Here is a 25,044-nt window from a genome sequence, read left to right on the forward strand (position 1 = left end):
GCCCACGGTAAGCGCGCGAAAAATGAAATGTCGTTTTATTTTAATGGTTAACCATACTAGTTACAAGGTGACTCCGCTTTTAAAAATAGCTAATTCACGGAAATCATTGGCTTCATTGCGCGCCGGTTTGCCATTGGCAATGGCGACGATCAGTTCGACGAACTCTTCCAGTAAAACATCCATTGAAGTCCCTTTGATTAGTTTTCCCGCATCAAAGTCGATCCAGTGAGGTTTTTTCGCCGCCAACTCGCTGTTGGTAGCCAGTTTCACCGTAGGCACGAAACCACCATAAGGCGTACCTCGACCGGTGCTGAATAGCACCATATGACAGCCTGCCCCCGCCAGCGCACTGGTTGCCACCGCATCATTCCCCGGAGCGCTGAGCAAGTTCAGCCCCGGACGTTGCAGGCGCTCGCCGTACTTCAGCACGTCGACCACTTTGCTTTGCCCTGCTTTTTGGGTGCAGCCCAACGATTTTTCTTCCAGCGTAGTAATGCCGCCAGCCTTATTACCCGGTGACGGATTTTCGTAAATTGGCTGATGATGAGCGATGAAATACTGTTTAAAATCATTCACCATGCTAACAGTCTTTTCAAAGGTAGACTCATCGCGACAACGGCTCATCAAAATGCGTTCTGCACCAAACATTTCTGGTACTTCAGTCAAAACCGAAGTGCCACCGTTGGCAATCACATAATCGGAGAAACGCCCCAAGAGTGGGTTAGCCGTGATACCGGACAAACCGTCCGAACCACCGCATTCCAGGCCAAATTTCAGTTCGCTGAGTTGACCCGGCACACGCGGGTCGCTGCGCATTACCTGATATAGTTCTCGCAGTCGTTCCAAGCCAGCTTCCACTTCGTCGTCCTGCTGCTGGCACACCATAAAGCGAACCCGCTCATTGTCCACTTCTCCCAGCGTAGTTTGGAAAACGTCGACCTGATTGTTCTCGCAGCCTAAACCTATAACTAATACCGCACCGGCATTAGGATGGCGCACCATATTTTGCAGCATGGTTCGGGTATTTTCGTGATCCTGACCAAGCTGTGAACAGCCGAACGGATGGCTAAACAAATGCACCCCGTCAATGCCTTCCGCCTCGTTGGTTTCCTTCAGAAAACGCTGTTGGATCTGACGCGCGATACCGTTAACGCAGCCAACGGTTGGAATGATCCACAATTCGTTACGAATGCCCACGTCGCCATTTTTGCGACGATAGATCCGAACTTCTCGATCGGCCATTTGCACCGGCAGATCGCTAAATTCTGGCTGATATTGGTATTCATCCAAGTCACTTAAATTGGTTTTAGCGTTTTGAGAATGAATATGTTCACCGGTTTGAATCGGGCTAAGTGCATGACCTATCGGCAAACCATATTTCACAATCATTTGATCCGGCTGGATTAAAGTTAGCGCAAACTTATGCCCGCGGGTCACTGGCTGCGCCAGCGTGATTGCATCGCCATCAATTTTGATGACTTCTCCCTGCGCCAGATCCTGTAGAGCAACGGCTACATTATCCAGTGGGTGAATTTTTATCGTCTTTTGCATAGAAAACCTTTAGCTGTAAGCCGCAACCGCTGCTCTCATTCCACGATCCAGGATAGTTTGCAGTTGCTCTGTCACCTGTTCGGCCAACTGGGGTACTGCAGTTAAATCCTGCCCCCAATGATTCGCATCAGACAAAACGGTCTGAACCAATGCGGCGGGAGTCGTTTCGTATTGCTTCACACTGCTCCATAAGCGAGAGTAGGTTTCCAGCCAGTGAGCGTCGTCTTGCAACGGATAGGATTCTCCTTGACGTTCCCCGCGATAAAAGGCGAGCAACGCGGCTAATGCAAAGGTTAAACGCGGCGGCAGCTTGCCCTTTTGCTGCTGGTAAGCCAGCAGCTGAGGCAAAATGCGGGTACGGAATTTGGTCATACCGTTCAACGCAATAGACAATAACTGGTGCTGAATGAAAGGGTTACGGAAACGGCTTAATACCGCCTGCGAGAAGGAAAGCAGTTCATCCTCAGGTAAATCCAAAACCGGAACGATTTCTTCAATCATGGTTTTTTCCACGAACTGACTGATTTCAGAATCATTCATGGTTTGCCCAACGGTATCCAGACCGGCCAGATAAGCGATAGGCACCAGCGCTGTGTGAGCACCGTTCAAAATGGCGACTTTACGCTCTTTATACGGCTTGATGTCATCCACGATGCACACATTCAGATCCAGTTGATCCAGACGCAACTCTTTTGCCAACCACTGTGGCCCTTGAATAACAAAGAGATAGAAGTATTCCGCCGTATCGAGGAAGCTGTCCTGATAGCCCAATTCAGCCTGTAAAGCGGTCACTTCATCGCGGGGATAACCGGTCACAATCCGATCCACCAACGTTGAGCAAAAAGTATTATTTTCTGTTAGCCAACGGGTAAATCCAGACGGTAACTGCCAATGCTCCGCATAGCGCAGCACCAGTTCCCGCAAGGCTTCGCCGTTATAATCGATTAATTCACAGGGCAACAACACCCAGCCTTTATCTGCCGCGCCGTCAAAATGCGTATAGCGCTCAAATAATAAGCGAGTCAGCTTAGCTGGAAATGACGCCGGTGGCGCATCATCCGGTTTATCTTGCTCATTCCAGGCGATACCGGCTTCGGTCGTATTGGAAAAAACAAAGCGAATATTAGCATCGCGAGCCAGTGCCAGATACTCGTCGAATTGACGATAGATATTGATCTCCCGATTCACCGAACGGATCAGCCGAGATTCCCGCACCGCTTCCCCCTGCTCATTCAGACCGCGAATGACCGTGGTATACAGGCCATCCTGCGTACTCAAGGACGGAGGAAAATCCGTATCTATTGGCCGGATCACTACGATCCCAGCGTTAAGATCGGTATGTTCGTTCAAAAGGTCCAGTTGCCAATCGACAAAGGCGCGCAGGAAATTGCCTTCGCCAAATTGAATAACTTTGTCAGGGTAACTGCGGCCGGGAAAATCACGACGGTTCAGGGTTAGCATGTTGATCTACCTCATAACGCGTTCCGCCATAGACAGGCCACGGGCGATAAACCGGCATCATATGCACAGCCCGTCGCTTTCCGTCCCGCAGACAGCGTTGAATTAAGCAAAAGTTTGAAAGGCGGGAGGCCGATTGGCGCTCCCGCTTGGCACATTACAATTCGATAGTGAAATACTGTTTGGCGTTATCGAAACAGATGTTTTTCACCATCGCACCCAGCAGTTCAATGTCTGCCGGTGCTTCACCACCTGCCACCCAGCGGCCAATCATCTGACACAGTATTCGGCGGAAATATTCATGACGTGTATAAGAGAGGAAGCTGCGGCTATCGGTCAGCATACCGACAAAGCGGCTTAGCAAACCCAGCTGCGCCAGTTGGGTCATTTGGCGCTGCATACCGTCTTTTTGATCGTTGAACCACCAGCCGGAACCGAACTGCATTTTCCCTGCGGCACCTTCGCCCTGGAAATTGCCGACCATAGTGCCAATGACTTCGTTATCGCGTGGATTCAGGCAGTACAGGATCGTTTTCGGTAGCGCATTACGCAGACCTTGCGCATCCAGCAAACGGGAAAGCGGCTGAGCCAGCGGCTGGTCATTAATCGAGTCAAAACCGATATCTGGGCCAACCAGATTGAACATGCGACTGTTGTTATTACGCAGCGCACCGATGTGATATTGCTGAACCCATTCACGACGATGATATTCACCAGATAAAAATAGCAACACAGCGGTTTTAAACTGAGCCACTTCTTCCAGCGTTGGCTGAGTTCCCGTCAGACGACGAGCTAGAATACCGTCGAGCGTCGTTTCGTCTGCTTCACCATAGACCACCACGTCCAACGCATGGTCAGAGACTTTACAGCCGTGAGCGGCAAAGTGATCCATACGTTTGTTCAATGCGTCGCACAGGTCGGAGAATTTACTTATAGACGTATCTGCCGCAGCTTCCAGCAGCTTCAGGTAATCGCGAAAACCGGCGGCTTCAATATTGAAGGCTTTATCCGGACGCCAACTTGGCAACACTTTGATGTTAAAGCTGCCATCCGCGGCGATAGCTTTGTGGTGGCGCAGATCGTCAATAGGATCATCGGTGGTGCCGACCATTTTGACATTCATCTGTTGCATGATACCGCGCGCAGAGAAAGCCGGTTGAGCCAACAGCTCATTGCCACGTTGCCAGATTTCTTCCGATGTTTTCGGCGAAAGCAGTTTGCCGGTAATACCGAAAGGACGACGTAATTCCAGATGAGTCCAGTGATACAGAGGATTGCCAATTGTGTGAGGGACGGTTGCGGCCCAAGCTTCGAATTTTTCCCGATCGCTGGCATCGCCAGTACAGAATCGTTCGGCAACGCCGTTGGTACGCATAGCGCGCCATTTATAGTGATCGCCCTTCAGCCAGATGTCATACAGGTTCTTAAAACGATAGTCTTCTGCGATTTGTTCCGGTGGTAAATGGCAGTGATAGTCATAAATCGGCTGATCTTTTGCATAATCGTGATACAGACGACGGGCAAACTCGGTATCCAGCAAAAAATCTTCGGTTAAAAACTGCGACATATTGGCTTCCTCACATGGCTACATCGTAGAGCACTGTTTTCTGTTATCGCGAAGTTATCACACCAATTCCACTTACCGTCCAGCACTTTTTACAAGACAGTGATCGCAAAAACCTAACAAAATGAACAAATACTCAACATTTTCTATTATTTAGTCCCTTGCAGCACTAAGGCTGACGAGTTCTATTATTCCCTAATTGAAAAGTGGTTTTTGTGATGTCACTCAACTTTTAAATCTGTATGACAAGTTATTGTTGCGTCGCCCTGAGTTGTCTTATGGATACGCATCATGAGAGTTCAGGGGAAACCAAATCGAAAAAATTACAGGTCGTCGGTGAAGGGATACATCGTCAGTGTCATTTTTCTAACGGCTTAGGACCGTGGTGATACCAGGCATCGCAACCTTAGGGGCATCAGCTTGATTTAACCCCCTCGGCGTTGAGAGACACGATCAAAAAAGGAGCGTTTAGGTACCACCGGGTGCACGGGCATCGACTGGATGGACCAAATTGCGCCATGGACTGCCGCCAGACAGCACTCCATAGCAGTAATCTTAGAGACTGGGAGAGATTTAGAAATGCGTAAAATTAAAGGGTTACGCTGGTACATGATAGCCTTGGTCACCATGGGCACGATTTTGGGTTATCTGACACGTAACGCCATCGCCGTCGCCGCACCTACGCTTCAAGAACAGCTACATATCACTACGCAACAGTATTCTTATATTATCGCCGCTTATTCCGCCGCTTACACTTTGATGCAGCCGGTTGCAGGTTACGTACTGGACGTCATGGGAACCAAAATCGGCTACGCCATGTTCGCCGTTATGTGGGCGATATTCTGTATGGGTACCGCGTTAGCCAGCAGTTGGGGCGGCCTGGCCATTGCCCGTGGTGCCGTGGGTGCAGCTGAAGCAGCCATGATCCCCGCAGGCTTGAAAGCCAGTAGCGAATGGTTCCCGGCGAAAGAGCGTTCTATTGCCGTTGGTTATTTTAACGTCGGTTCATCCATTGGCGGAATGATTGCTCCACCGTTAGTGGTCTGGGCTATAGTCATGCACAGCTGGCAAATGGCTTTCATCATTACCGGTGTGCTCAGCCTGATTTGGGCTATCTGTTGGTTAATTTTCTATAAACACCCGAAAGATCAGAAACGACTGACGGATGAAGAACGGGACTATATTCTCAGCGGTCAGGAAGCTCACCACTCCACCTCCAACTCGAAAAAGATGTCTGCAATGCAGATTATCCGTAACCGCCAATTCTGGGGTATAGCCATCCCACGCTTTCTGGCAGAACCGGCTTGGGGGACGTTCAATGCCTGGATTCCACTATTCATGTTCAAAGCCTATGGCTTTAACCTGAAAGAAATTGCGATGTTTGCCTGGATGCCAATGCTGTTTGCTGACCTTGGCTGTATTCTCGGTGGCTATCTGCCTCCGTTGTTCCAAAAATACCTGAAAGTGAATCTGATTGTTTCTCGTAAATTGGTTGTGACTATGGGCGGTCTGCTAATGATTGCGCCTGGCACTATCGGCCTGTTCACTAGTCCTTATGTCGCTATTGCTCTGCTGTGTATCGGTGGTTTTGCTCACCAGTCTCTATCTGGCGCGCTGATTACCCTGTCTTCCGATGTCTTCGGTCGTAACGAAGTCGCCACTGCCAACGGGTTAACCGGCATGGCAGCCTGGACTGCCAGTACGCTGTTTGCTCTGGTGGTTGGCGCATTAGCAGATACGTTGGGCTTCAGCCCACTATTTGCCGCGCTGGCGGTGTTCGACGTACTGGCAGTCATCGTTATCTGGACGGTGCTGCAAAATCGCCCTGCCGATGACTCACAGACAGATCCGATACAACAAGCACCGGCTGAGCAAAATTAACCCGTCCGGCGACGTTCTCCAAGAGTGACGCACTGCGCACACACTAGCCCGGCAGAAGCTTGCCGGGTTTGTTTTTCTCCGCCCTACACTACCTTTGGTTAAGTATATCTGTGATAGCAATAGCTAGAACCAATCGGGAATAAGTGGTATAACAAGTCCGCGAGATATGCCGTTCGGGATAGCCTCCAAGCCCTGACAACACTGAGTCATAACATTATCTGCCTCAATTGATCCAAGAGCCTTAATCATGGAATTCACAGATACCAGACGGTTATACCAACAGTTGGCCGCAGAGTTAAAACGACGCATCGAAGCTGGTGTGTATCAGGTTGGCGATAAGTTGCCTGCTGAGCGCTATATTTCGGAAGAAATGAATGTCAGCAGAACCGTCGTCCGTGAAGCGATTATTATGCTGGAAGTCGAGGGCTACGTAGAAGTACGCAAAGGCTCTGGCATCCACGTCATGTCCAATCAGCAGAAGCATTTGGTCATGCCAAGCAATGAAATTGAGTTCGCTGCTGCCGGTCCTTTTGAGCTACTTCAGGCGCGCCAGTTAATTGAAAGCAATATCGCCGAGTTTGCAGCAACGCAAATCACTCGTCAGGATATAGTCAAACTGATTGAAATACAGGAACACGCTCGTCAGGAAGATCGTTTTCGGGATTCACAATGGGATTTGAAATTCCATGTGCAGGTCGCTCTGGCTACCCAAAATACCGCGATGGCCACTATCGTCGAGAAAATGTGGAGCCAACGGGTGCATAATCCGTATTGGATCAAACTGCATGAGCACATTGACGATAAATCCATTGAGAGCTGGTGCGAAGATCACGATCAGATCCTGAAAGCGTTAATGCGTAAAGATCCTTATGCCAGCAAACTGGCAATGTGGCAGCATCTGGAAAACACCAAGCAAATGCTGTTCCATGCCACCACTGATGATTTCGAATTTAACGTCGATCGTTATTTATTTGCAGAAAATCCAGTGGTTCATCTGGATAATCTTGCGGCCAACAATATGACGATAAACAGCAAAGCCTGAGCTGAATAGTCTCCCCGCTACTATTACCTACGTTTTTCCGCAGGAAGAATCGAAAAATAAAAGGGATACCGCCTGCAAAAATTGCGGTTTCCCTCTTATAACCTTGCATTGGCGGGATCACTCTAGTCAGTAAATGTCGAGATCTGTCAGCAAATGTAAGCAGAGAAGCTATTTCTTAAAAGCGGTACAATAAACCATCAATTAACGCCTATATTTCCCTGTTTCATATCCTGCTATTTTGCTAAAGTGACTGCTCTTTTTTTTCCCGCCACTTTGGGAGCGAAACGCGAAAGATGCGCTGGTTGTTGATCCTGCTTATTGCTGTTTCTTGCTGGACCGGTTCGGTCGCCAGCAAGCCGCTATTGGCTGGGCATTCTGATTCCACGCAGGACGTTTCTTATACCGCCCTTCAGCGCGCCGCAATTCAATACATTAATGTTGAATTCATTACTCAAAACGTCTTCCGACATAATGCGCCATTGCCCGACCAGCTGCGTCTTGGCAAGCGGATCAAAAATTTCTCAATTAAAAACCGTCTGAGCACATCTAAATTCACCGGAACAGGCAATACTTTATGGGTAAACCTGAGTTGGCATCCGTCCTGGTTCCTAACTTCACGCAATGCTCAGGCAAAAGAAATCTATAAGCAGTCCCGACAACCGTCACCATTACGCCAATCTGGCCGCTGGATGCTTCATTCAGCTGCGCAGCAAAATCGCGTGGGCGGCTGGAAAGAGAGTAATATCCTGTACAGCGGTGCACTGACTTATCACGACGCCGCAATTCTGTTTCCATTGTCATAAAAATTTATAAGCAAAAAATAGATTTACTGCATACGCATCAACGGATTGGTTCACTTTGGAAGTATCAGCACCTTTATCTGAACCGCCGCGTGAGCGCAACAAAAACAATGACGTTTTAGGAATACCAGATGGATATCATTAAAGAACTCTTACATGCCTTGTGGCAGCAGGACTACGAAACACTCGCTAACCCTTCGTTGGTGTGGGCCATTTATATCCTGCTGTTTGTCATACTATTTCTGGAAAATGGCCTGCTGCCAGCAGCATTTTTACCCGGCGATAGCCTGCTGATTCTGGTCGGCGTACTGATTGCCAAAGGGGCAATGAGTTTCCCGGTCACGCTAGTGGTTCTGACTACCGCCGCCAGTTTAGGCTGTTGGGTCAGCTACATACAGGGAAGATGGCTGGGAAATACCAAGATAGTGCAGGGTTGGTTATCCCATTTACCTGCTCACTATCACACCCGCGCGCATAATTTATTCCACCGCCACGGTTTGTCCGCCCTGCTAATTGGCCGTTTTTTAGCTTTCGTCCGGACACTGTTACCCACAATTGCTGGCCTTTCTGGCCTGAGCAACGCTCGTTTCCAGTTCTTTAACTGGGTCAGCGGCCTGCTTTGGGTACTGATTCTGACTACATTGGGGTTCGCGTTGGGTAAAACGCCGGTATTCCGCAAATACGAAGATGAAGTCATGTTCTTCCTAATGCTGCTACCGCTAGCGTTATTGTTTATCGGCCTATTTGGTTCTCTGTACGTACTGTGGCGTAAAAAGCGCAGCGTGCAGGGTGATAAAGGAAATCAGGCGTGATCCAGCTTCTGGCTCGTTTGCGCCGCCCACGCTGGCACTATGCGGTGCTAGCGTTAGGTATGCTGGTGCTTGTCGCGCTGTTTACCCCCGTGATACTGCATACTGAAAGCGCCCTGAAAATCAGCCCTAATCAACAAGGGCTGAGTCTTCCGGACGGCTTCTACCTTTATCAACATCTGGACGAACGAGGCATTCGGATTAAAAGCATTACGCCGGAGGCCGATAGTTTGGTGGTAAGTCTGGAATCACCGGAGCAGCAGAAAGAAGCCATTGAAGCATTGCAGGCTATTTTGCCGAAGGGCTACGTCATCGTGCTGAGTGAATCAACCAAACGTCATAGCTGGCTGCCAAAGTTTGGCGGTGATACGCAAAAAATAGGCTAGCTCAATCCTCTGTCGGGGGAAACTCTCCCCCGTCCCTCTGATGTCATTTCTCCCCGCGTGCTCTGATTACTCTTCGATATGTAACCGATAGGTTTCGCGCTGCCGCTAACCACGCAACAATTTGAAAAATGAAAGGGATTCCCCAATATAACCCAATAGAAAACTTGGGCGATGTTCTATTCAGCGCTATGCTTAACTTAAGTGCGGTTATCGCCATTACTGATATGTCCCATTTATTAAGCGGCATGGAACTAAGACACACCGTTGTCTTCAGGCTGCAAAAAGGAAGAAATATTATGTTGTTACGCCATTCCCTTCTGCTGGTTTTACCGGTTGTTGCATTCTGCGGCCTGGCTCAGGCTGCTACCGCTAACGGCTGCGATATCAAAGCGAAAGAAATTCAGCAGCAGATCGATTATGCCAAACAGCATGGTAATACCCAGCGCGTTGCCGGGCTGGAAACGGCTCTGAAAGAAGTGAAATCCAACTGTACTGAAGCCGGTTTACAGGCTGAGCATCAGCAAAAAGTTGCTCAGAAACAGCAGAAAGTTGCCGAGCGTCAGCAAGAGCTGAAGCAGGCGCAGGAAACCGGTGACGCAAAGAAAATCGCCAAAAAGCAGAAGAAGCTGGACGAAGCCCAAACCGAGCTAAAGCAACTTCAGGCTGAATAGATATTATTCATCGCTTTTGGTAGTCAAAAATCTGGTTAAAAAGCCATTTTATGGTGTTTTTTAGGACGAATCCGCAGGCGGATTAGCATGATTTTCCACAGGTTGGCCTTTCAACCGCTCAGAAAATCCGCTATGTTAGATATTCTTCTCAGTTATGTTAAGGAGTTATTTATATGGCACAAGATAAAAACGCTGAAAATTTGCGCGCCGAACTCAAATCACTGGCAGATACATTGGAAGAAGTTTTGCATTCCTCCTCTGATAAGCCAAAAGCTGAGTTAGATAAATTACGATCCAAAGCTGAGAGTGCCCTAAAGGACACTCGTGAGCGCCTGAGCGAAACCGGCGACAAAATTGCGGCTCAGACCAAAGAAATCGCCGACAAGGCTGATAACTACGTTCATGACAACCCTTGGACAGGTGTTGGTATCGGTGCCGCAGTTGGCGTGGTATTGGGCGTTCTGTTGTCTCGTCGCTAATTATGGCAGAGCAACCTCGCACACAGGGCCCCGGTAAAGGGGTCCTTGATACCATCCATCGCATCGCCACTATCGTGGTTGGCATGGTTGAAACCCGCGTTCGACTGGCGGTAATTGAGCTGGAAGAGGAAAAGGCAACGCTGATTCAGTTGCTGATAATGGCCGGAATCACTCTGCTATTAACCGCTTTTGGTTTAATGAGCCTGCTGGTGTTAATGATGTGGGCCGTTGATCCCGTCTACCGCTTTATGGCTTTGGCTATCACCACCGGCGTGCTGTTGGGGCTAGCGTTGATAGGTGTTATCTGGACGCTGGTTAAAGCTCGTCGTTCCACGTTTTTGGGTTCTACCCGTCAACAATTGGAAATCGATCGGGAATTATTGGAGAAAGACCAGTGAGCCGCCAGTTACGGTTAGAGAAGGAAAAGTTGCTGCGTCAGATTGAACAGCAACGCCTGGATCTGGCTAACAGCGCGGCACACTGGATTGAAGTGACCGCGCCTTATGATCGCGGCTGGCTCAAAATTCTTGAAATGCGTAAGTTTCTGGTTCTGGGTTCCAGTCTGATCGCAGTTTATGGCGTTCGCCATCCCAGCCGAATGATTCGCTGGTCCCGCAGGGCGTTAAGCGCGTGGGGTACCTTCCGACTTTTCCGTCGCACATTTTCTTCCCGCTAAACTCGCCTGTCGCCACTGTCTCAGACGGCGAGTTTTATTAACTCATTCAATTTATTATTTATTTTTTATTCTCAACCCTTCCACTTATCTTTATCGGCTAACCTTTTTCGCACTTTTTGTTAAACCCATCAATTTTTTTGATAAAAACAAACAGTATTACTTGCTAACAACTTTCCTACCTCCCTACTAACATATTATTCATCAACCCGGTATGAAGCTGGAAAGCCAACGGATTGCCACGAAATATTGCCGCTAATGTTAAGCATTAGCATCAACCCTTATTTGGAGTAAGTAGTCGATGAATAAATTACAAGATACCGGTCTGTTGGTTGCACGTATTCTGATGCCAATTCTGTTTATTGTTGCCGGTTACGGAAAAATGGGCGATGCCTATGCTGGAACTCAGCAATATATGCAGATGATGGGCGTTCCCGGCTTCTTCTTGCCATTGACTATCTTGCTGGAATTTGGCGGCGGTCTAGCGATTCTGTTTGGTTTCCTGACCCGTACTACCGCTCTGTTTACCGCGGGCTTCACGTTGTTAACCGCGCTGATTTTCCACACAAACTTTGCGGAAGGCGTAAACCAGCTGATGTTCATGAAAAACCTGACCATCGCCGGTGGCTTCCTGGTGCTGGCCGTTGCAGGTCCTGGCGCATTCAGTATTGACCGTCTGCTGGGCAAAAAGTGGTAACTTTCCCCCGCGGCTAATATCCGACGCCCTATCTGATGGTAGGGCGTTGTTATTTTGTCGCCTTACTGACGAATGGATTAATACGGCGTTGCTAATCCAAACTTATTTCGCCTTCCTCTGCTCTCTGCGCTATAAAATTCGTGATTACCTCTAAATACACAGGAGTACCCAATGGGACAACTAGTTGACGGCGTTTGGCAAGACATCTGGTACGACACTAAGTCAACCGGCGGCCATTTCAAACGTAGCACCTCACAATTCCGTCATTGGATAACCCCTGATGGCCAGCCCGGCCCTCACGGCCGCGGCGGCTTTAATGCGGAAAAAGATCGTTATCATTTATACGTTTCCCTTGCCTGCCCTTGGGCGCATCGCGCTTTATTAATGCGCAGCCTTAAAGGGTTAGAATCCCTTATTCCGGTTTCAGTCGTACATCCATTAATGTTGGATAAAGGTTGGACCTTTAGCACCGACGTCCCTGATACCACCGGAGATTCCCTTTACCAATCGGATTACCTCTACCAGTTGTATTTACGTGCAGAACCCACTTATAGCGGACGAGTGACCGTCCCCATACTTTGGGATAAGCAGCAGCAAACCATCGTTAGCAACGAATCCGCCGATATCATGCGTATTTTTAATAGTGCATTTGATGGTGTAGGTGCCGCCAAGGGGGATTATTATCCCGAAGCGCTGCGTGAGGAAATCGAAGAAATTAACGGTTGGGTCTACGATGCGGTAAATAATGGTGTATACAAAGCCGGTTTTGCCACCAGCCAGAACGCCTACGATGAAGCGGTAAATACGTTGTTTGTGGCGTTGGATAAATTGGAATTAATTCTGGACCAGCAGCGTTATTTAACTGGCAATCAACTGACTGAAGCTGATTTACGTTTGTGGACCACTTTAGTTCGTTTTGATCCTGTCTATGTCACCCACTTTAAATGTGATAAACGCCGAATTAGTGATTATCCGAACTTATTCGGTTTCCTACGAGATATTTACCAGATGCCAGGCATTGCTGGCACCGTTAGCTTGCCACATATTCGCAATCATTATTATCGTAGTCATGCCACGATTAATCCCTACGGTATTATTTCCGTCGGGCCAGAACAGGATTTATTGTCGGCCCACGGGCGAGATGTTCGTTTTGGTTCAGAGTAATAGTCTAACCCAATACCCTGTTATACCTTTTTTACTCGGACGGGCGACCAGCGCCCGTCTCACTATATTCCTAACCGCGCCCCAGTAATTTAGGAATTTCCCGCAGGCACCAGGACTTAGCCTCGCCCATACTGTCTCGCCGCCAGGCCATAATAATATCCACTTCTCGGCTGTACTCCGGCCCAACAACCCGTAAGCGACCCGCTTCGATATCTTTTTCGACCATTTCATAAGGCATGGTCGCCACGCCTAATCCGGCCAGCAACGCGCGTCGTTTATCTTCAATAGTACTGACCGTTAAACGCTGCTGTTTATCCAATAACTGAACGGTAATGACCGGGCGCTCGCGAGCGGTATCTGCCACGGCAATACCTCGATATTTAACCCGAGTCACTTCCGAGAGCGGCTCCGGTTCCTGATGGATTGGATGATCTGGGCTGGCCACGTAGACGCTGGTTACTTTATATAATTTTCGTGAATTGATTTCTGAAGAAGCGCGGAAATGCATATCTGGTGCGATAACAATATCAGCACGCCCCTGCTCCAATCGCTCCCAGGCTCCGGCCAGAACCTCAGTCAAAATTGAAACCTGCGTATTGGCCTTGAGCGACAGTTTGTCGATAAGCGGGAACAGTTTCCAGGCGGGCGACAACGCCTCACTCACAATTGTGATGTGTGTTTCCCAACCCCGCGCCAGCGCTTCAGCATCGGTAGTCAGTTTATCGGCAGCTTCCAATAACACCCGGCCGCGATCCAGTAGCATCCGACCAACATTTGTGAATTTAGTGCGATGCCCGGAGCGGTCAAATAGCACCACATCCAGCTCTTCTTCAAGCTTCTGCATGGTGTAGCTGAGGGCCGAAGGCACTCGACCCAGTTCATCAGCGGCAGCGGCAAAGCTGCCTCGACGATCAATCGCATCCATTACCCGCAGCGCTTCTAGCGTTAACGCCCGATCTTTGGCCATCAGTTTTCTCAGTCAGGAAATTTGAATATACCGACCAGATTAACTGGCTAACAATCCTGCGTCCAGACGCTTACCATTTGTCTATCAATTTATAGGGGCAATCATCGTCATGATCACATGCAGAACGGCAAAACAGTGCGGGCAAGCTGACTTTGGTTGGTTACAGGCCCGCTATACCTTTTCTTTCGGTCATTATTTCGATCCCAAACTGCTGGGCTACGCTTCATTGCGAGTGCTCAATCAGGAAGTTCTCGCACCCGGCGCAGCGTTTCAGCCACGAACTTATCCTCAGGTAGATATTCTCAACCTGATCTTACAGGGTGAAGCGGAGTACAGAGACAGTTTGGGTAATCATGTACAGGGAAAAGAAGGCGATGTTATTTTATTTTCGCCGCAGTCTGAGGTGAGTTACAGCGAGCATAATTTGAGTGGCTGTAAGCCATTAACCCGGATTCAGCTGTGGCTGAATGCCTGCCCTGAGCAGGATACTGATTCGAGTCAGCGTCTAGCGCTAGGCAATGAATCATATCGTTTACTGGCTTCGCCTGATGGCGATCAGGGGAGTCTGAAGCTGCGTCAGCAGATGTGGATTCACCATTTGGATATGGCGGCGGGAGATGAACATAGCATTCAGCTTCACGGTCAACGGGCGTATTTACAGTCAATTCACGGCACCGTAGAAGTGGAAGGTTCGCAGACCAGCGATCTTCAGCGTCTGACCTGCGGCGACGGCGCCTTTGTTCAGGAAGAGCAGCAGCTCACCATTAAAGCCAAAACGCCGCTACGCGCGCTGTTAATCGACCTGCCGGTATAGGTACTGATTCAAATAACAGCTGAATCCTCAAAGATCGCATCACGCTGGATTTTAGGACGTCGCGAGCTAGCCGAGTTGGGGTGCGCCCAGCACGTAGGAACCGGAACCTACACAAAGTAGGTGAGGATTCTGAGCACTGCGTCAGCCCAAAATGGCGACGCGCAGTAGCCTGTCACCTTACAGGCTCGAGCTTAGCGCACCGAGGGGCGCTCCGGCGGCTCACGCCGCTACGACCCCAGCGGCACGCTTTCACTCGCATCCGTATTAGTGTTGCTGACTTATCACGTCAAGAACCGAAGAAATTACACTCCATTGAATTTTAGGGCGACGCGCAGTAGTCAATCACCCAATAAAAAACCCCTTGTGAGGATAACCTCACAAGGGGCTCTATAATAGAGGGAGTTGACCGGTAAGCCGGGTTCTGTCGTGGACAGTCATTCCTCTAGGCCAGCAATCGCTCACTGGCTCAAGCAGCCTACCCGGGTTCAGTACGGGCCGTACCATGTGAACCCCTATTTGGCCTTGCTCCGGGTGGAGTTTACCATGCCACGGACTGTTGCCAGCCGCGCGGTGCGCTCTTACCGCACCCTTTCACCCTTACCTGATCCCACTTGCGCGGGCCATCGGCGGTTTGCTCTCTGTTGCACTTGTCGTAGGCTTGCGCCCCCCAGGCGTTACCTGGCACCCTGCCCTATGGAGCCCGGACTTTCCTCCCCTCCACCTGTCTCCCCCGAGAGGGACGGCAGTGAAGCGGCGACTGTCTAGTCAACTCCGCGGCGGATTATAGTCACATTGAAGCGGAATGTCATCTTTCACTTGAAACAAAGATTTATAGTGATTAATTATCAAACAAAGTGATTTTATCGAACGTGGCTTAACTCTGTTTTGCATATGCGATAATAAATGAAGCCGTTACCCGCGCAATTGGGTCAATGTATGGCGCGATATGTTCTCTTCCTCCGATACCGCGTGAATGACCTATTTTCACTTTATTACAGCTCAACAAACTCATAGATAATTGTAAAGATGCTGACAAAAATTACCTTTTCGATCAAAACAATACGCAGAATTTATTAGCTAGAATTAGAACTGTCAGGCCAACATTTCACTCGAGCGTTCTAGGAGCTGTACTATGAAAAGTATCGCGCTGTTCATTGCTCCACTTGCCGCAATTTTTTTGCTCAGTAGCTGTGTGGTGGAACCCGCTCGCTATCGCGAATCTGAATTTGTGGTACCGCCGGGCATAGTTTATGTCGCTCCTGAATATCCAATGCCAGGGCCGGGCTATGTTTGGCGCTATCATGAAGGCCATTCGTGGGGCTGGTATCACCCTGGGCATGGCTGGCATCACGGTTGGAAATAATGGGTAAAGAGCCTGATAAAAGCCGGACATCGCGCCCGGCTTTGCACATTACTGCGCTGCGTCTTCTTCTGTCTCTTCCGCATCGCTCTGCTGGTTGAGCGCATAGCGATATAAGGCATTTTTCTTCACGCCGTGGATTTCTGCCGCCAGCGCCGCAGCTTTCTTTAGTGGAAGCTCTTTTTGCAGTAATGCCAGAGTGCGCAGTACCTCAGCCGGCAATGCATCGTCAGCCAGCGCTTTGTGTCCTTCGACAATCAGCACCATTTCACCCCGGCGGCGCATGTCATCTTCCTGCACCCAAGCCAGCAATTCGCCCACTGGCGCACCGTGGATTGACTCCCAGGTTTTGGTCAACTCTCGCGCCAAAACCACGTAGCGTTGTGGGCCGAGCACCGTCACCATGTCCTGCAAACTTTCCAAGAGACGATGGGTCGATTCATAGAAAATAAGCGTTCGTGGTTCCTCAATCAGCGCCTGCAAGGTATCCTTACGGCCTTTGGTTTTTGCTGGCAAAAAGCCTTCGTAGCAAAAACGATCTGAAGCAATCCCCGCAGCTGACAACGCAGCTATAGCAGCGCAAGCTCCGGGCAAAGGTACGACCCGAATACCCGCTTCACGACAGCGGCGCACCAAATGGTAGCCGGGATCGTTGATTAATGGTGTTCCCGCATCGGAAACCAGAGCTATACTTTGGCCTTCCTGTAGCTTCGCCAGCAGTTGGTCAGCTTTTTGTTGTTCGTTATGGTCATGAAGCGCAAACAGGCGCGCGTTGATAGCAAAGTGTTGCAACAGCAAACCCGTGTGGCGCGTATCTTCTGCCGCAATCAAATCAACGCTTTTCAGTACCTCTAACGCCCGGTGGGTGATGTCCCCTAAGTTACCGATGGGGGTGGGTACCACGTAAAGCGTAGATGCAGAAATCACTGCTCGATCGTGTTGATTCATTGTTTCATCCGGATTACCGATTTAATATTGAGCATCTTGAAAAAAACATCACTGGATACAGTATGCTTTCCTCAACATCCGTTCGTACCAAAGCAGGAATTTTCATTCCTGCTGTTCTGGCCGCTCTTGTCTTGGCTGGCTGTTCTGGCCTGGCCCCACAGACTCCGCCGCCGTCAAATATACAGGACGAAGCAAGCGCGAACTCTGATTATTACCTGCAACAATTGCAGCAAAGTAGTGATGATAACAAGGCTGACTGGCAATTACTCGCCATTCGTGCCCTGCTACGTGAAGGGAAGCTGCCGCAAGCCAGTGAGCAACTGAATACATTGCCTGAAAAAATGAGCGACACTCAGCGTCAGGAACAACAGTTGCTGGCCGCCGAGTTATTGGTTGCACAGAAAAATGCACCTGCCGCCGCTGCAATACTGGCTAAATTAGACGCCAGCACATTATCGGCAAATCAGCAGGTTCGCTATTATCAGGCGCTGATCGGCGCCAGTCAGGGTAAACCGACTCTGCCGCTGATTCGCGCCTATATCGCTCAGGAACCACTGCTTAAAGATAAGGCTCATCAGGATAACATCGATGCCACTTGGCTGGCGCTGGCGCAACTGACGCCTCAGGATTTGAATACGCTGGTGATCAATGCCAATGAAAATGTCCTGCAAGGCTGGCTGGATCTGTTGCACGTATATCAGGATAACCGACAGAACCCTGATTTATTGAAAGCGGCGATCAAAGACTGGCAAACTCGCTATCCGCAAAATCCGGCGGCGAAATCATTGCCTGCGCAGCTAACTCAGATTGTGAACTTCACTCAGGCGTCCACCGCTAAAATTGCGCTGCTGCTGCCATTAAGCGGTCAGGCAAAAGTATTTGGCGAAGCTATTCAGCAAGGTTTTATGGCGGCTCAAAGCGGCCTGCCAGCACCTGCACCAACCGCAGAACCGACCATTGACGCAAGCGCGCCAGTGGACGGTGAGGCCGCCGCAACGCCGGAAGCCCCGGCTCCAGTTGCCGCACCTGTCGCTGCCAGCAATGCACAGGTTAAAGTCTATGACACCACTTCTCAGCCAATCGCTGCGCTGCTAGCTCAGGCACAGCAAGATGGTGCCACGCTGGTTGTCGGCCCGTTGCTGAAACCAGACGTTGAGCAATTAACCGCCACGCCGACCACGCTGAATATTCTGGCGCTAAATCAGCCAGAAACCGCCAAAGACAGCCCAAATATCTGTTACTTCGCTCTGTCGCCGGAAGATGAAGCGCGCGATGCCGCCCATCATTTATGGCAACAGCAAAAGCAAATGCCGCTGTTGCTAACCCCTCGCGGTGCTTTTGGCGATCGTATCGCCAAAGCCTTTGCTGAAGAATGGCAGAAGCAAGGCGGCCAGACCGTACTACAGCAGAGCTTTGGTTCCACCGCAGAGTTGAAGCAGTCCATCAACAGCGGCGCGGGTATTCGTCTGACCGGCCAACCAATTTCTGTTACACCGACAGCGGCTCCGCAATCAGTGACTATCGCCGGTTTGACTATCCCGGCACCGCCGGTTGACGCGCCGGTGGTTTCTACTTCCGCAGGCGGGAACGTGGATGCCGTGTATATCGTGGCAACGCCGGACGAGCTGACGCTGATTAAACCTATGATCGATATGGCGACCACCACTCGCAGCAAACCATCGCTGTACGCCAGCTCGCGCAGTTATCAGGCTGGTGCAGGCCCGGATTACCGTCTGGAAATGGAAGGCGTTCAGTTCAGCGATATTCCGCTGATGGCCGGCGCCAACCCTGCGTTGATGCAGCAGGCTTCCTCCAAGTTTGCTAACGACTATTCGCTGGTTCGTTTGTATGCCATGGGGATGGATGCTTGGACATTGTCTAACCACTTTGCTGAAATGCGCCAGATTCCAGGCTTTAAGGTATCAGGCTCTACCGGTGAACTGACCGCATCATCAAACTGCGTGGTTAACCGTAAACTGCCTTGGTTGCTATACCGCCAGGGAATGGTTGTTCCGGCGCAATAACCGGCGTTTTCAACCTGACTTTAGCGCCCCCGTTTCCGGTCGGGGGCGAAAATAATGGATTAAAACATGAGCCAAAGGGATATTGGCGCAAATTATGAACGGCTGGCTCGCCGCCATCTGGAACAAGCCGGTCTGGTCTTTCATTCTGCCAATGTGAGCGTTCGCGGCGGCGAGATAGATCTTATTATGCGCGACGGTGCGACTTGGGTATTTGTCGAGGTGCGTTTTCGTCGGAATGCGACCTTTGGCGGTGCCGCTGCCAGCGTGACTCATACCAAACAGCAAAGGTTATTACGTGCTGCAGCGGTTTGGCTGGCGCAGCGCGGAGCCAGTTTTGACACATCATCTTGCCGTTTTGATGTTTTTGCGATTACCGGTAACCAGTTAGAATGGTTGCCTAATGCTTTCAATACGGATTGATCATTTTTCTCCGGCCAAAGCCGGGCAATTCATTTTACTGAGTGGGTTAAATCAACGTGCTGGATAGAATCAAAGTCTGTTTTACCGAGAGTATTCAAACCCAGATTGCTGCGGCGGAAGCCTTACCTGACGCGATATCACGAGCGGCGATGATGCTGGTTCAATCACTACTGAATGGTAACAAGATTCTTTGCTGCGGCAATGGAACCTCGGCGGCAAACGCCCAGCATTTCGCCGCCAGTATGATCAACCGATTCGAAACCGAACGGCCAAGCCTGCCAGCTATCGCACTAAATGCCGATAATGTGGTGTTGACCGCGATTGCCAATGACCGTTTGCATGAAGAGGTTTACGCCAAGCAAGTGCGTGCTTTAGGCCAGGCCGGAGACGTTCTGCTGGCAATTTCCACTCGTGGTAACAGCCGTGATATTGTGAAAGCAGTTGAAGCAGCCGTAACCCGCGATATGACGATTGTCGCGCTTACGGGTTACGACGGTGGTGAACTGGCAGGTCTGTTAGGCCAGCAGGATGTTGAAATTCGCATTCCTTCTCACCGCAGCGCTCGGGTGCAGGAAATGCACATGCTTACAGTGAATTGTTTGTGTGATCTGATTGATAACACCCTATTCCCTCATCAGGACGATTAAAGGAGCATAAATGAAGGTTAGTTTCCCATTTTTTGCCGTGCTGTTTAGCGCATTGCTATTACAAGGCTGTGTTGGTGCCGTCGTAGTTGGCAGCGCCGCCGTGGCGACCAAATCCGCAACTGACCCTCGCAGCGTCGGTACTCAAGTTGACGACGGCACACTAGAAGCCCGAGTGACCAACGCATTGAGCAAAGACCAGCAACTGAAAAAAGAAGCCCGCGTCGTCGCTACGGCTTACCAAGGCAAAGTACTGCTAACCGGGCAAGCACCGACGACCGAACTGGCAACCCGAGCCAAGCAAATAGCCGCTGGCGTTGAAGGCACCAGTGAAGTGTACAACGAGATTCGTCTGGGCAAACCGGTCGATCTGGGCACCGCTTCATCAGATACCTGGATTACCACTAAGGTTCGTTCGCAAATACTCACCAGTGATTCGGTTAAATCTTCTAACGTCAAAGTCACCACCGAAAATGGCGAAGTGTTCCTACTCGGCCTGGTTACGCAGCAAGAAGGACAATCTGCCGCGCAGATCGCCAGTAAAGTTGGCGGCGTAAAACACGTCACCACCGCCTTTACCTACGTTCAGTAATTTACTCACTTAAAAGCAAAAGGGCTTAGTTGATACTAAGCCCTTTTTGTTTCTGCCAACTCAACCTAGCGGCCGTTTTACAGCGCATTTTCCTGTAGGAAAGTTTTGCCGCCCAGCTGACGCATTTGGCGTAAGATCCACTGTTGGCGGCTAATTACATAGCCTGAGGGTGCATTTGCCTTAAAGCGATGTGGATTCGGCAACACTGCCGCCAGCATAGCCGCTTCAGAAGCGCTTAACCGGCTAGCAGGCTTATGGAAGAAACGCTGCGCCGCGGCCTCAACGCCGAAAATACCGTCGCCAAACTCCACAATATTCAGATAAACCGTCAAAGTGCGCCTTTTGGTCCACACCAGCTCAATCCCGGCCGTCAATCCAGCTTCCAACCCTTTACGCACCCAACTGCGGCCATCCCACAGAAACAGGTTTTTCGCCGTTTGCTGCGATAACGTCGATGCGCCTCGGATGCGTTTTTGATTGCGCTGATTGTGCGCCAGAGCCGATTCAATGGCCCCCATGTCAAATCCCCAATGGTCAGGGAATTTCTGATCTTCCGCCGCCATCACGGCCAAAGCCATGTAAGGGGAAATTTCGCTCATAGGCACCCAGTCCGAATGCGCCACGTAAGAAAAATCGCCGGAAAACCAAGCTCCGAGCTGCCTTTCGACCATCACCATGGAGAAGGGCACGGGCAGGAAGGCAAAAATCAAAATAGCGGCCAGCCAAAAGCCCAACAGCGCCAAAATGCCACGCTTTAGACCACGCCAGATCCATCCTATCCCGTATTTCCCCAATTTCATTCGATTAAGCCCAGCACCTTACTCACCAGTTTGTTGATACCGACGGCTGCTTCTGAGATAGAACCGGCCAGCATATAGGCGGGCGTGGTAACGACTTTATGCTCCGCATCCACCACGACATCTTCCACCGGGCAAACGATATGTTCTCCCCCCATGGCCTCAATAGCATCGGCGGTATCGATATCATTACCAATAGTCAGGCGAATTCGCTCTCCCAACAGCTTTGGTAACAAAGCTGGGGCAATACACATAAATCCAATTGGTTTGCCAGACTTATGCATTGTTTGAGTAAGCTTATATAAATCTTCGTCTACAGAACACGCCGTTCCTTCGGTTGCGAAGCGACTCAGATTCTTCGCCGCACCGAATCCGCCGGGTACAATTAACGCGTCTAACTGCGCCGGATCGGCGGCAGAAAGTGGCTGAATCTTACCTCTCGCAATACGCGCAGACTCGACTAACACGTTACGATTTTCGTCGGTAATTTCACCAGATAAATGATTAATAACATGGAGTTGCGTCTTGTCCGGCGCAAAGCATACTGCCTCGGCTCCGGCGCGATCCAAAGCCAGCAATGTTAAGACGGACTCATGTATCTCTGCGCCATCGAAAACACCGCAACCACTCAACACTACACCGACTCTTTTCATCACAATCCTCCTTTTGTTTCGCTGTCAATCGCTAACCTGTTCTAGTGACAAACAACAATCTCTATCACATATTTTAATGAATCTTGTAACAAGAGCGCTTACATTTGCTATGTTGTTGCTTGTATGATGTATCAACGAATCCATAAAACCTGCGGACACACACAGAAATCAATACGCAGGTTCACGTTTTCCCTGGTGTTGGCGCAGTATTCGCGCACCCCGGCCTCGGTCGGGGTTATTTTTTTTCAGCTTCCGCAGTCCACTCACGCAGTACCTGAACATCGTTACGCCATTCCAGTTTCAGCTCATCAATCCAATCCTGAACGTTATCCCACCATGCTGGCAATGAAGGCGTTTGAATCTGCTGTGCCAGTTGCTGCAAATGCCGTAAACCTACCGAACCTGCCGCCCCTTTAATTTTATGCGCTTCTTCGGCAATACCTTTTTGGTCACGAGCGGTCATATTGGAATCCAACACCGCCAGATAACCCGGCATCATCTGCTCGAACATTTCCAAACTCTGATGAATCAGCTGTGGTCCCACCAAATCGATGTATTGCTCCAACATCACGGTATCGAGTAACGATTCATTAGTTTGCATCGGTTTATGTTCCTGTTTTTTTGTGGAGTGGGAAGGCTGATGATCCCAGAGCTGCTTGATCATTGCCGTTAAAGCCGGGACAGACAGCGGCTTGCTCAGCACGTCATCCATTCCAGCATCAAGATATTCTTTTTTATCTTTTAGAACGTTAGCCGTAAGCGCCACCAGCGGCGGCAAGTGGCAATGGCCATAATCCGCGCGAATTTTGCGAGCAATATCCAGCCCTGTCATATCCGGGAGCTGAATATCCAATAACACTAAATCAAAGTCATCCGGATTAAACATATCCAACGCATCCTGGCCATTCATCGCCACCTCAACGCTGTTACCCAATTTTTCCAACACCGAGCGCGCCACAATCACGTTGAGTTCGATATCCTCCACCAGCAGCACGTGCAGTGCTGGCAGCGGCATATCTTCATCAGACAACACGCTAGCCGCCTCATCCTGCACCGCAGGCGCCTTGATAGACAGCGTAAAGCAGGAACCGATGCCCTGAGTGCTTTTCACGGTGATATCGCCGCCCATGCTCTGCGCCAGCCGTTTGGACACCGCCAGCCCGATTCCGGTTCCGGTAGCCGGACGCCCGCCGTTGCTGTCTTTCACCTGATAATACATAGCGAAGATTTTGTCTTGTTCATCCTGCGGAATTCCCATGCCGGAATCTTCCACTTCGAAGATCAGTCGGTCAGGATTTTCTCGTCGGATACGCACAACTATCTGCCCTTCCTGAGTGAATTTCACCGCATTACCAATCAGATTCCACAAAATCTGGCGTAGGCGAGTGCCGTCGGTGATGATTTTCTCTGGTAATGAACCCTGAGGTTCCATCAGGAATTTCAGACCTTTAGGCTGAACCAGCAAACCGGACAGGTTTTCCAGATCGGTCATAAAACCGGTAAAGTCGATCGGTTGGTTGTCCAACTGCACTTTGCGCCGTTCCAACTTATCCATTTCGATAATATCGTTGAATATATTGCCCAGAGTGATGGCACTAACATGAATGGTTTTGAGGTATTTCAGCTGTTCATCGTTTAAATCGGTATCCAGCAAGATACGACTTAGGCCGACGATGCCATTAAGCGGCGTACGCAGCTCATGGCTGATTGTTGAGATGAAAGTGGTCTTATCCCTGCTGGCGTTCTCCAGCGCGTCTTGGTAGCGCTTACGCTCGGTTATATCGCGGCCAAAGCCCATCAGACCATGCCGTTTACCCACGCGATCGTAAAACGGTACTTTACGCAGTTCAAAACAGGCCTTACGCCCATCGGGGTACACCAGCCACTGTTCGTAGGTCAGAGAAACGTTGTGGCGGAAGACTTTTTCATCGGTTTCCATTACTTTTTCGGCAATATCTGGCGCGTAAACTTCCTGTGGCGTCAAGCCGACCAGCTGTTTCTCACTTTTACCGGTCAGCAACTCCATCGCGCGGTTACAGCCGGAAAATTCATTATCTTCGTTACGGTAGTAGACCAAATCGGGGGATGCATCGAGGAAGGAACGTAATAGGGCGGATTGTTGCCCTAATTCCACCTGCGCCTGCTCACGGTGCCCCATTTCCTCTTTCAGTTTATCCACAACCTGTAGATGGGCTTTCTCCGCTTTCTCGCGTTCGATAATTTCCAGATTTAGCTGCGAGATATTTTCCTGCAATTGCTGATTCAGTTCCCGATCGCGATAACGCATGATTTCCAGCTTATCTACCAGTCTGGATAGTCGCTGACGGGATTCCTCCAGCTGTTCCACCACCACTGACAGGAAGTAAACCGCCCACGGCGTGATTAACAGGCCGAAAAAGATGGAGCGAACAAAATCGATGCTTTCGACCGAGCCGCGTAATACCAAAGTGACGGCCATTTGCACCACCATCGCCAGTATTACCAGCACCGAAGCCAGCAGCAGCGAGAAGCGCACCAGCCCTAACTTCACCATTAAATCAACGTAATACTGGGCTAATACCCTGATTTGCTTCATAACCACTCCCGTCAAACTTCATGCGATAAATCATACCGCAAAACCAGAAATAGATAAGGCGGGTTGCCAAGAAGT

25 protein-coding genes and 1 other RNA gene are annotated in these 25,044 nt (G+C 50.0%); 17 read left to right on the plus strand and 9 right to left on the minus strand.

What is annotated here, in order from left to right; all coding sequences use genetic code 11:
- Positions 1–60 precede the first annotated feature (60 nt).
- The 3 genes from PL78_RS10290 to uxaC form a co-directional block, all read right to left on the minus strand.
- On the minus strand, positions 61–1,551 hold the full coding sequence (locus PL78_RS10290; RefSeq protein ID WP_064515288.1) for a UxaA family hydrolase: 1,491 nt from the start codon (positions 1,549–1,551) through the stop codon (positions 61–63).
- A 9-nt stretch (positions 1,552–1,560) separates the two neighbouring features.
- Positions 1,561–3,012 (minus strand): tagaturonate reductase, encoded by a 1,452-nt coding sequence (locus tag PL78_RS10295; RefSeq protein ID WP_064515290.1) that lies wholly within the window; start codon positions 3,010–3,012, stop codon positions 1,561–1,563.
- 154 nt (positions 3,013–3,166) lie between these two features.
- A complete protein-coding gene (uxaC, locus tag PL78_RS10300) occupies positions 3,167–4,576 on the minus strand; it encodes a glucuronate isomerase (protein WP_064515292.1) in 1,410 nt (469 codons plus the stop codon).
- Positions 4,577–5,152: 576 nt separating this feature from the next.
- Between uxaC and PL78_RS10305 the strand changes: the two genes are divergently transcribed.
- From PL78_RS10305 to PL78_RS10355, 11 genes are all read left to right on the plus strand, one after another.
- Positions 5,153–6,454, plus strand: coding sequence for an MFS transporter (locus tag PL78_RS10305; protein ID WP_064515294.1), 1,302 nt, complete (start codon positions 5,153–5,155; stop codon positions 6,452–6,454).
- A 247-nt stretch (positions 6,455–6,701) separates the two neighbouring features.
- Positions 6,702–7,496: a transcriptional regulator ExuR gene (gene exuR, locus PL78_RS10310; RefSeq protein ID WP_049597832.1), complete on the plus strand. Its 795-nt coding sequence runs from the start codon at positions 6,702–6,704 to the stop codon at positions 7,494–7,496.
- A gap of 293 nt (positions 7,497–7,789) precedes the next feature.
- Entirely contained in the window at positions 7,790–8,299 is a 510-nt protein-coding gene (locus PL78_RS10315) for a hypothetical protein (protein WP_064515296.1), read from the plus strand.
- 128 nt (positions 8,300–8,427) lie between these two features.
- Positions 8,428–9,108: a DedA family protein gene (locus PL78_RS10320; RefSeq protein WP_064515298.1), complete on the plus strand. Its 681-nt coding sequence runs from the start codon at positions 8,428–8,430 to the stop codon at positions 9,106–9,108.
- Positions 9,105–9,491: an EnvZ/OmpR regulon moderator MzrA gene (gene mzrA, locus PL78_RS10325; protein ID WP_064515300.1), complete on the plus strand. Its 387-nt coding sequence runs from the start codon at positions 9,105–9,107 to the stop codon at positions 9,489–9,491. The genes PL78_RS10320 and mzrA overlap by 4 nt, the downstream gene beginning before the upstream one ends.
- Positions 9,492–9,787: 296 nt before the next feature.
- Complete coding sequence (locus tag PL78_RS10330) at positions 9,788–10,162, plus strand: DUF1090 domain-containing protein (RefSeq protein ID WP_064515302.1); 375 nt, start codon at positions 9,788–9,790, stop codon at positions 10,160–10,162.
- 173 nt (positions 10,163–10,335) lie between these two features.
- Positions 10,336–10,641, plus strand: coding sequence for an ElaB/YgaM/YqjD family protein (locus PL78_RS10335; RefSeq protein WP_064515304.1), 306 nt, complete (start codon positions 10,336–10,338; stop codon positions 10,639–10,641).
- 2 nt (positions 10,642–10,643) lie between these two features.
- Complete coding sequence (locus PL78_RS10340) at positions 10,644–11,039, plus strand: phage holin family protein (protein WP_064515306.1); 396 nt, start codon at positions 10,644–10,646, stop codon at positions 11,037–11,039.
- Complete coding sequence (locus PL78_RS10345) at positions 11,036–11,317, plus strand: YqjK-like family protein (protein WP_064515308.1); 282 nt, start codon at positions 11,036–11,038, stop codon at positions 11,315–11,317. The genes PL78_RS10340 and PL78_RS10345 overlap by 4 nt, the downstream gene beginning before the upstream one ends.
- A gap of 298 nt (positions 11,318–11,615) precedes the next feature.
- Entirely contained in the window at positions 11,616–12,011 is a 396-nt protein-coding gene (locus PL78_RS10350; protein WP_049597845.1) for a DoxX family protein, read from the plus strand.
- Positions 12,012–12,182: 171 nt separating this feature from the next.
- A complete protein-coding gene (locus tag PL78_RS10355; RefSeq protein ID WP_064515310.1) occupies positions 12,183–13,175 on the plus strand; it encodes a glutathione S-transferase family protein in 993 nt (330 codons plus the stop codon).
- A gap of 70 nt (positions 13,176–13,245) precedes the next feature.
- Here PL78_RS10355 and PL78_RS10360 read toward each other — a convergent pair whose 3' ends face one another.
- Positions 13,246–14,142, minus strand: a complete 897-nt coding sequence (locus tag PL78_RS10360) for a LysR family transcriptional regulator (protein WP_049597848.1) — start codon at positions 14,140–14,142, stop codon at positions 13,246–13,248.
- A gap of 109 nt (positions 14,143–14,251) precedes the next feature.
- Between PL78_RS10360 and PL78_RS10365 the strand changes: the two genes are divergently transcribed.
- Positions 14,252–14,956 carry a pirin family protein gene (locus tag PL78_RS10365; protein WP_064515312.1) on the plus strand — a complete coding sequence of 235 codons (705 nt, stop codon included), beginning with the start codon at positions 14,252–14,254 and terminating at the stop codon, positions 14,954–14,956.
- 394 nt (positions 14,957–15,350) lie between these two features.
- Here PL78_RS10365 and rnpB read toward each other — a convergent pair.
- Positions 15,351–15,729, minus strand: an RNA gene (gene rnpB / locus PL78_RS10370) — RNase P RNA component class A.
- A gap of 359 nt (positions 15,730–16,088) precedes the next feature.
- On the opposite strand from rnpB, the gene PL78_RS10375 reads away from it, so the two are divergent.
- Entirely contained in the window at positions 16,089–16,319 is a 231-nt protein-coding gene (locus tag PL78_RS10375) for a hypothetical protein (RefSeq protein WP_064515314.1), read from the plus strand.
- A gap of 48 nt (positions 16,320–16,367) precedes the next feature.
- Here PL78_RS10375 and rsmI read toward each other — a convergent pair whose 3' ends face one another.
- Positions 16,368–17,264 (minus strand): 16S rRNA (cytidine(1402)-2'-O)-methyltransferase, encoded by an 897-nt coding sequence (gene rsmI, locus PL78_RS10380; RefSeq protein WP_064515316.1) that lies wholly within the window; start codon positions 17,262–17,264, stop codon positions 16,368–16,370.
- Between the two features lie 62 nt (positions 17,265–17,326).
- On the opposite strand from rsmI, the gene PL78_RS10385 reads away from it, so the two are divergent.
- From PL78_RS10385 to dolP, 4 genes are all read left to right on the plus strand, one after another.
- Positions 17,327–19,288: a penicillin-binding protein activator gene (locus PL78_RS10385; protein ID WP_064518386.1), complete on the plus strand. Its 1,962-nt coding sequence runs from the start codon at positions 17,327–17,329 to the stop codon at positions 19,286–19,288.
- 66 nt (positions 19,289–19,354) lie between these two features.
- A complete protein-coding gene (locus PL78_RS10390; RefSeq protein ID WP_064515318.1) occupies positions 19,355–19,708 on the plus strand; it encodes a YraN family protein in 354 nt (117 codons plus the stop codon).
- A gap of 56 nt (positions 19,709–19,764) precedes the next feature.
- Positions 19,765–20,355 carry a DnaA initiator-associating protein DiaA gene (gene diaA / locus PL78_RS10395; protein ID WP_049597857.1) on the plus strand — a complete coding sequence of 197 codons (591 nt, stop codon included), beginning with the start codon at positions 19,765–19,767 and terminating at the stop codon, positions 20,353–20,355.
- A 10-nt stretch (positions 20,356–20,365) separates the two neighbouring features.
- Positions 20,366–20,944, plus strand: a complete 579-nt coding sequence (gene dolP / locus PL78_RS10400) for a division/outer membrane stress-associated lipid-binding lipoprotein (RefSeq protein ID WP_049597858.1) — start codon at positions 20,366–20,368, stop codon at positions 20,942–20,944.
- Positions 20,945–21,021: 77 nt separating this feature from the next.
- Here the strand turns inward: dolP and mtgA are convergent, their stop codons facing one another.
- The 3 genes from mtgA to arcB form a co-directional block, all read right to left on the minus strand.
- Entirely contained in the window at positions 21,022–21,744 is a 723-nt protein-coding gene (gene mtgA, locus PL78_RS10405; protein ID WP_064515320.1) for a monofunctional biosynthetic peptidoglycan transglycosylase, read from the minus strand.
- The gene (gene elbB, locus PL78_RS10410; RefSeq protein ID WP_064515322.1) at positions 21,741–22,394 is read right to left on the minus strand and encodes an isoprenoid biosynthesis glyoxalase ElbB; all 654 of its coding nucleotides are present in this window, start codon (positions 22,392–22,394) and stop codon (positions 21,741–21,743) included. The genes mtgA and elbB overlap by 4 nt, the downstream gene beginning before the upstream one ends.
- Before the next feature lie 235 nt (positions 22,395–22,629).
- Positions 22,630–24,969 carry an aerobic respiration two-component sensor histidine kinase ArcB gene (gene arcB / locus PL78_RS10415; RefSeq protein ID WP_064515324.1) on the minus strand — a complete coding sequence of 780 codons (2,340 nt, stop codon included), beginning with the start codon at positions 24,967–24,969 and terminating at the stop codon, positions 22,630–22,632.
- Between the last annotated feature and the right edge of the window lie 75 nt (positions 24,970–25,044).

Origin of the sequence: Yersinia entomophaga, from assembly GCF_001656035.1 — a bacterium.
Taxonomy (GTDB): Bacteria; Pseudomonadota; Gammaproteobacteria; order Enterobacterales; family Enterobacteriaceae; genus Yersinia; species Yersinia entomophaga.

What these genes read in the sequence shown, in the direction of transcription:
- PL78_RS10355 (WP_064515310.1), top strand. Translation starts at nt 12,183, where the DNA reads ATGGGACAACTAGTTGACGGCGTTTGGCAAGACATCTGGTACGACACT.
- PL78_RS10320 (WP_064515298.1), top strand. Translation starts at nt 8,428, where the DNA reads ATGGATATCATTAAAGAACTCTTACATGCCTTGTGGCAGCAGGACTAC.
- PL78_RS10390 (WP_064515318.1), top strand. Translation starts at nt 19,355, where the DNA reads ATGAGCCAAAGGGATATTGGCGCAAATTATGAACGGCTGGCTCGCCGC.
- PL78_RS10295 (WP_064515290.1), bottom strand. Translation starts at nt 3,012, where the DNA reads ATGCTAACCCTGAACCGTCGTGATTTTCCCGGCCGCAGTTACCCTGAC.
- PL78_RS10315 (WP_064515296.1), top strand. Translation starts at nt 7,790, where the DNA reads ATGCGCTGGTTGTTGATCCTGCTTATTGCTGTTTCTTGCTGGACCGGT.
- elbB (WP_064515322.1), bottom strand. Translation starts at nt 22,394, where the DNA reads ATGAAAAGAGTCGGTGTAGTGTTGAGTGGTTGCGGTGTTTTCGATGGC.
- dolP (WP_049597858.1), top strand. Translation starts at nt 20,366, where the DNA reads ATGAAGGTTAGTTTCCCATTTTTTGCCGTGCTGTTTAGCGCATTGCTA.
- PL78_RS10385 (WP_064518386.1), top strand. Translation starts at nt 17,327, where the DNA reads ATGCTTTCCTCAACATCCGTTCGTACCAAAGCAGGAATTTTCATTCCT.
- arcB (WP_064515324.1), bottom strand. Translation starts at nt 24,969, where the DNA reads ATGAAGCAAATCAGGGTATTAGCCCAGTATTACGTTGATTTAATGGTG.
- rsmI (WP_064515316.1), bottom strand. Translation starts at nt 17,264, where the DNA reads ATGAATCAACACGATCGAGCAGTGATTTCTGCATCTACGCTTTACGTG.
- exuR (WP_049597832.1), top strand. Translation starts at nt 6,702, where the DNA reads ATGGAATTCACAGATACCAGACGGTTATACCAACAGTTGGCCGCAGAG.
- PL78_RS10375 (WP_064515314.1), top strand. Translation starts at nt 16,089, where the DNA reads ATGAAAAGTATCGCGCTGTTCATTGCTCCACTTGCCGCAATTTTTTTG.
- PL78_RS10335 (WP_064515304.1), top strand. Translation starts at nt 10,336, where the DNA reads ATGGCACAAGATAAAAACGCTGAAAATTTGCGCGCCGAACTCAAATCA.
- mtgA (WP_064515320.1), bottom strand. Translation starts at nt 21,744, where the DNA reads ATGAAATTGGGGAAATACGGGATAGGATGGATCTGGCGTGGTCTAAAG.
- uxaC (WP_064515292.1), bottom strand. Translation starts at nt 4,576, where the DNA reads ATGTCGCAGTTTTTAACCGAAGATTTTTTGCTGGATACCGAGTTTGCC.
- PL78_RS10290 (WP_064515288.1), bottom strand. Translation starts at nt 1,551, where the DNA reads ATGCAAAAGACGATAAAAATTCACCCACTGGATAATGTAGCCGTTGCT.
- PL78_RS10360 (WP_049597848.1), bottom strand. Translation starts at nt 14,142, where the DNA reads ATGGCCAAAGATCGGGCGTTAACGCTAGAAGCGCTGCGGGTAATGGAT.
- PL78_RS10305 (WP_064515294.1), top strand. Translation starts at nt 5,153, where the DNA reads ATGCGTAAAATTAAAGGGTTACGCTGGTACATGATAGCCTTGGTCACC.
- PL78_RS10340 (WP_064515306.1), top strand. Translation starts at nt 10,644, where the DNA reads ATGGCAGAGCAACCTCGCACACAGGGCCCCGGTAAAGGGGTCCTTGAT.
- PL78_RS10365 (WP_064515312.1), top strand. Translation starts at nt 14,252, where the DNA reads ATGATCACATGCAGAACGGCAAAACAGTGCGGGCAAGCTGACTTTGGT.
- PL78_RS10330 (WP_064515302.1), top strand. Translation starts at nt 9,788, where the DNA reads ATGTTGTTACGCCATTCCCTTCTGCTGGTTTTACCGGTTGTTGCATTC.
- PL78_RS10350 (WP_049597845.1), top strand. Translation starts at nt 11,616, where the DNA reads ATGAATAAATTACAAGATACCGGTCTGTTGGTTGCACGTATTCTGATG.